Source organism: Rhodococcus sp. T7, assembly GCF_009872365.1.
Taxonomy (GTDB): Bacteria; Actinomycetota; Actinomycetes; order Mycobacteriales; family Mycobacteriaceae; genus Rhodococcus_F.
Map to the genome: position 1 here is coordinate 1 of NZ_WXYH01000144.1, position 4,565 is coordinate 4,565.

Genomic DNA, 4,565 nt, shown 5'->3' on the forward strand with positions numbered 1-4,565 from the left:
GCCGAACGCTGCGTCCAACAACACAACCCACCCTGAACAGCAGAAATGACGCCCACACAAACCTCAGGAGCGCCACGGAAAGTCGAGCGGGCGGCCCCATTGATCGCCGTCGTCGCAGTGGGGATGGGTGCGGCCCGGCCGTTGACACCCGAGGACCGCGCCGAGATCGACGCGTCGGCGACCCCTTGGGCAGGGCGGGCCCGACGTCGGACCGCGCCCGAACCCTAGACGGCTCAGTGACGGCGGTCGAAGTGGGACTCGATGCCCAAGGGACCGGCAACGAAGGACCTTCGGCCCTGCCCGGGCCGGGGGAGCCGCGCGATGGTGGAACCATGGGCTACCGAGTCGAACTCGTTGAAGTCGACGCACGGCCGGCGGCGGTGGTCCGGTGCCATGTCGACTGGGACCGCCTCGGCGACTTTCTCGGGCTCGCGTTCGGTCAGGTGGTCGCGGTGGCCGACAAACAGGGACGGCGCATCTGCGGTGCCCCGTTCCTGCGGTACCGCGAGTCGGCGGGCGGACAGTGGGATTTCGAGGCCGGATTTCCCCTCAGCGGACGTATCACCGCCCGCGGACAGGTCGAGCCGACGGCACTGCAGGGCGGCACCGTCGCCACCACAGTCCACGTGGGGGACTACCGAGGAGTGTGCGCCGCCTACGACGCGGCCGTGCAGTGGATCTGCGCCCACGGCTACGCCGTGTCCGGTGATGCCTGGGAGTGCTACCTCGACGGTCCCCGGACCGCGGCGCCCCGCACGGAAGTGTCATCCCCTGCCGCGCCCGCAATGAGCACTGAACCGGCGCCGCACGGACCATCCGACGAGGACGAATGATGACAACCGGCGAACCTGCACCGCACTCACTTCCCGCGAGGACTGCGACCGATACCGCACCTCGACCGCTGCCGCTGCGAATGGCCGCCCCGCGACTGGCCCGCTGCGCCGCACGAACGGCGTACCTGCTCTCACGCCGCCGCCTGCACCAACCAACCGGAAACAAGGGTCGGCGGATGACCTTCGCAGACGGCACCACCGGCACCGTCTACCGGGAAACCGTGGCGGACGGTGCCGCTCCCGCCGACCCGGTAGTCCTCGTCGTGGCTTTCCGGCTGCGCGGAGTTCACGGTCGCGGCCACGCACTGTTCCGTGCGGAAAGCCTGCTCAACACCCCCTTGTTCGCCGGATTCCCCGGATTCGTCTCCAAGCTGTGGCTGACGGCAGACGAGGACGAGAGATATCGGGGGTTCTATCAGTGGGACGGCGCCGAGGCCGCCGACGACTACGTGAGCGCGCTGTGGTGGCCCCTGGCGCTGGTGAGCGACCGCACCTCGATCCGATACTGCGTGCTGCCCGGCGCACGACGCGACGAGGTCCTCGCAGGCTCCACCGCACCCGAGGCGGGCACCGTCCCCACCGGCGGGCCCTGGTGGCGACTCGTCCGAACGGGGAGCCGACCGCGATGACCCCCCACGGCGGCGGGCGGCTCGATGTGCTCGTCGCCGGCGCCGGACCCACCGGACTCACCCTGGCCCTGTCCGCCCACGACCACGGCGCCCGGGTGTGTATCGTCGATCGCAGACCCGACGAGTGTCCGCACTCGAGGGCGTTCCTCGTGCAACCACGCACCCTCGAGTTCTCCGTCCGTACGGCATCGCCGAGGACCTTGCGGCGCACGCCGCCCCGGCACGGATGCACCTGCACCTACGCGGTCGGTGCCTGCCCGTCCCGCCGGACGACTTCGGCTTCCGGGTACCGCAGTCCCGCGGTTTCTCCTCATACGTCAGGGCGAAGTGGAACTGTTCCTGCGTCGGGCACTGCGCCCGCGGGGTCGAGGTCGAATGGGGCACGAACCTGGCACTCCATCCGCGCCGGCGACGACGTCGTGGGTGTCGGCACCCGAGACGGCTGCCCCACCAGGATCGGCAGCCGATTCCTCGTCGGATGCGACGGCACCGCCAGCACTGTGCGCCGGGCGGCAGGAATCTCCTGGAACGGTGCGGCGTACCCCGCAGAAGATCTTGCTGGCCGACATCGAACTCGACGGCGACCTCCACCCCGGAGTCGCGCACACGCGATCCACCGCCCCGGTGTGCTGTTTCTGCTCCCCCTGGGTGATGTGGCCCCGTGGCGGATGCTCACCGCACAGCCTCCGAACCGCTCACCCGCCTCGGGCGAACGTCGCTGTGTGTAGCAGCTTCTCGACGAGGCCCAGCTGCCCGCCGATGTCACCGAGGTGGCATGGTCGGAGTGGGTTCAGATACAGCACCGACTCGCGTCCCGATATCAAAGCGGGCCGATATTTCTCGCCGGCGACGCCGCGCACACTTGCTCCTCGGCCGGCGGGCAAGGCATGAACACCGGCATCCAGGACGCCGCGAACCTCGGCTGGAAGCTCGCCTACAGCGCACTGCTGCGGTCCTACGAGCAGGAGCGGCGACCCGTAGGGCGACACGTGGTGCGGCTCACCGATGCGATGTTTCGAGCCGAAGCCGGCCCGGATCCGGTGTCCTCTCTCGCCCGCCACGCCTTCTCGCGGGCAGGGGCACCGCTGGTGCCGGCGCTGCTCCGGGCCCCGCTCCTGTCCACCCCCGCGCTGCGTGTGCTTGCTCAGTTCGACCGCCGGTATCGGCACAGCCCACTGTCGATCGGTCCCGCCGGCACCGGCCGAACAATGGATCACTGGACCGTCACGAGGCCGGCCGCACCCGGAACCCGGATTCCGGACGACGAGGTCACCGTCGACGGCGCACCGCGACGTCTCCAGGAGTTGACGGCGACCCCGGCAGTGCACGTTCTGCTGCACCGTGACACCCGCTGGCAGGCGCCCGGGCGGGCGGGACACCGGCTGCGGATCCACCGGATCGGCAGCTGGCCGGGCACCGGTATCGCCATCGTGCGCCCCGACGGATATGTCGGTTTCCGCAGCACCACCGGCACAGCCGGGGCCGTCGAGTGGCTGGAGATGATCGGCGCCCTACCCGGCTAACTCAGACTGATGGTGCAGCCCGGCCGTAGTTCGACGACCCGGTCACGGCACATGATCTCGATCGGTCGCTGGTTTCCGGCGGCGGCGCTGACCTCGACCTGCCTCCCGCTGACCGTCAGCCACAGCTGGTGCCCCCGGTACGAGATCGGAAACACCAGCGCGCCCAGCGTCTCCGGCCAGTGCGGGCCGAGAACGAGTCGATCGCCGCGTGTTTCGAGGCCGGTGAAACACCGCTGGAGCAGGTCGATGCTGCCGGCCATGGCTGCCAGGTGGATGCCCTCCGCGGTCGTACCGCCCTGGATGTCGGCGATGTCGGAGGCGAGCACCCTCCCGAAGTAGTCCATCGCCTTGTCGCGGTTGGCGCGGGCCAGGACCCACGAGTGCACGACCGCGCTCAAGGTGGAGCCGTGCGAGGTTCGGGCGAGGTAGTAGTCGATGGTCCGCGGGATGGCGTCCGGTTCGAATCGATACTCCAGGCGCCCGAACAGATCCCGCAGTTCGTCGGCGGAGAGGAGATAGAACAGCATCAGCACATCGGCCTGCTTGGAGGCCCGATACCGGTTGACGTCGTCGCCCTCGGCCTCGAGTATGCGGTCGAGGCGCTGGATGTCGCCGTACCGCTCCCGGTAGCGGTCCCAGTCGAGTTCGGTCAGGTCGCCGTAGCCCTCGAATTGGCTGATCACCTGATCGTGGAAGGGAACGAACATGCGGCGGCTGATGTCCGACCACCGGGCCATCTCCTGCGCGTCCAGGTGGAGGCTGTCGACGAGGTCTGCCCGGTTCGGTGCCGGAACGGCATCGAGGGCCTCGATGGCGCGCAGAATCACCCACACCGCCATGACATTGGTGTACGCGTTGTTGTCGACGCCGTCGTAGGGGGCGCCGGGATAGCCGGAATGGAACTCGTCCGGTCCGACGACGCCGCGGATGATGTACCGGGACCGCGCCCGATCGTACGATGCCAGGCTGGCGAAGAAACGGGCGATCTCCACCAGCATCTCGGCGCCGAAATCCCCGAGGAACTCCAGGTCGCCGGTGACCTGGTAGTACTGCCACACGTTGTACGCGATCGCGATCCCGATGTGGTGTTGCCGCCAGCTGGGGTCGGGCAGCCAGCGCCCCGATCGTGGATTGAGGTGCAGTTGCTGGCTTTCTTCCCGCCCGTCGCTGCCCGACTGCCACGGGAACATCGCACCCCGGTACCCGGCTGCCCTCGCCGCGCGGCGTGCCTCGGGCAGTCGACGGTACCGGTAGTGCAGCAGCGACCGGGTCAGTGCGGGCACTCGCAGATTCAGGACGGGGAAGACGAAGAGTTCGTCCCAGAAGATGTGGCCCCGATACGCCTCACCGTGCAAGCCGCGAGCCGGGACACCCACGTCCAGGTCGGCGGTGTTGCGGGAGACCGTCTGCAGCAGGTGCAGGAGGTGGAACCGCACGATTCGCGATTCGTCCTCGTGGCCGGCGAGGTCGATCCCCACCCGGTCCCACAGGTGCTCCCACGCCAGCACGTGACCGTCCAGCAGTTCATCGAATCGGCCCAGTTCGGGCAGCCAGCGGGTCGCTTCGTCGCCGGGGTCGGA

At 69.1% G+C, this 4,565-nt stretch carries 5 protein-coding genes; 4 read left to right on the forward strand and 1 reads right to left on the reverse strand.

The features are described from left to right. Positions 1-332: 332 nt before the first annotated feature. The 4 genes from MLGJGCBP_RS16525 to MLGJGCBP_RS51770 all read left to right on the forward strand — a co-directional run bounded on the left by MLGJGCBP_RS16525 (position 333) and on the right by MLGJGCBP_RS51770 (position 2,985). Entirely contained in the window at positions 333-833 is a 501-nt protein-coding gene (locus tag MLGJGCBP_RS16525; protein WP_160096966.1) for a GyrI-like domain-containing protein, read from the forward strand. A 176-nt stretch (positions 834-1,009) separates the two neighbouring features. Further along, a complete protein-coding gene (locus MLGJGCBP_RS16530) occupies positions 1,010-1,462 on the forward strand; it encodes a hypothetical protein (RefSeq protein ID WP_160096968.1) in 453 nt (150 codons plus the stop codon). Further along, on the forward strand, positions 1,459-2,190 hold the full coding sequence (locus MLGJGCBP_RS51765) for an FAD-dependent oxidoreductase (RefSeq protein ID WP_236581139.1): 732 nt from the start codon (positions 1,459-1,461) through the stop codon (positions 2,188-2,190). The genes MLGJGCBP_RS16530 and MLGJGCBP_RS51765 overlap by 4 nt, the downstream gene beginning before the upstream one ends. A 21-nt stretch (positions 2,191-2,211) precedes the next feature. Further along, positions 2,212-2,985, forward strand: a complete 774-nt coding sequence (locus tag MLGJGCBP_RS51770; RefSeq protein ID WP_328799533.1) for an FAD-dependent monooxygenase — start codon at positions 2,212-2,214, stop codon at positions 2,983-2,985. Here MLGJGCBP_RS51770 and MLGJGCBP_RS16540 read toward each other — a convergent pair. Beyond that, positions 2,982-4,565 (reverse strand): glycoside hydrolase family 65 protein (locus tag MLGJGCBP_RS16540; protein WP_201453090.1); only part of this gene is annotated, 1,584 nt, incomplete at its 5' end. The two genes, MLGJGCBP_RS51770 and MLGJGCBP_RS16540, sit on opposite strands and share 4 nt — an antisense overlap.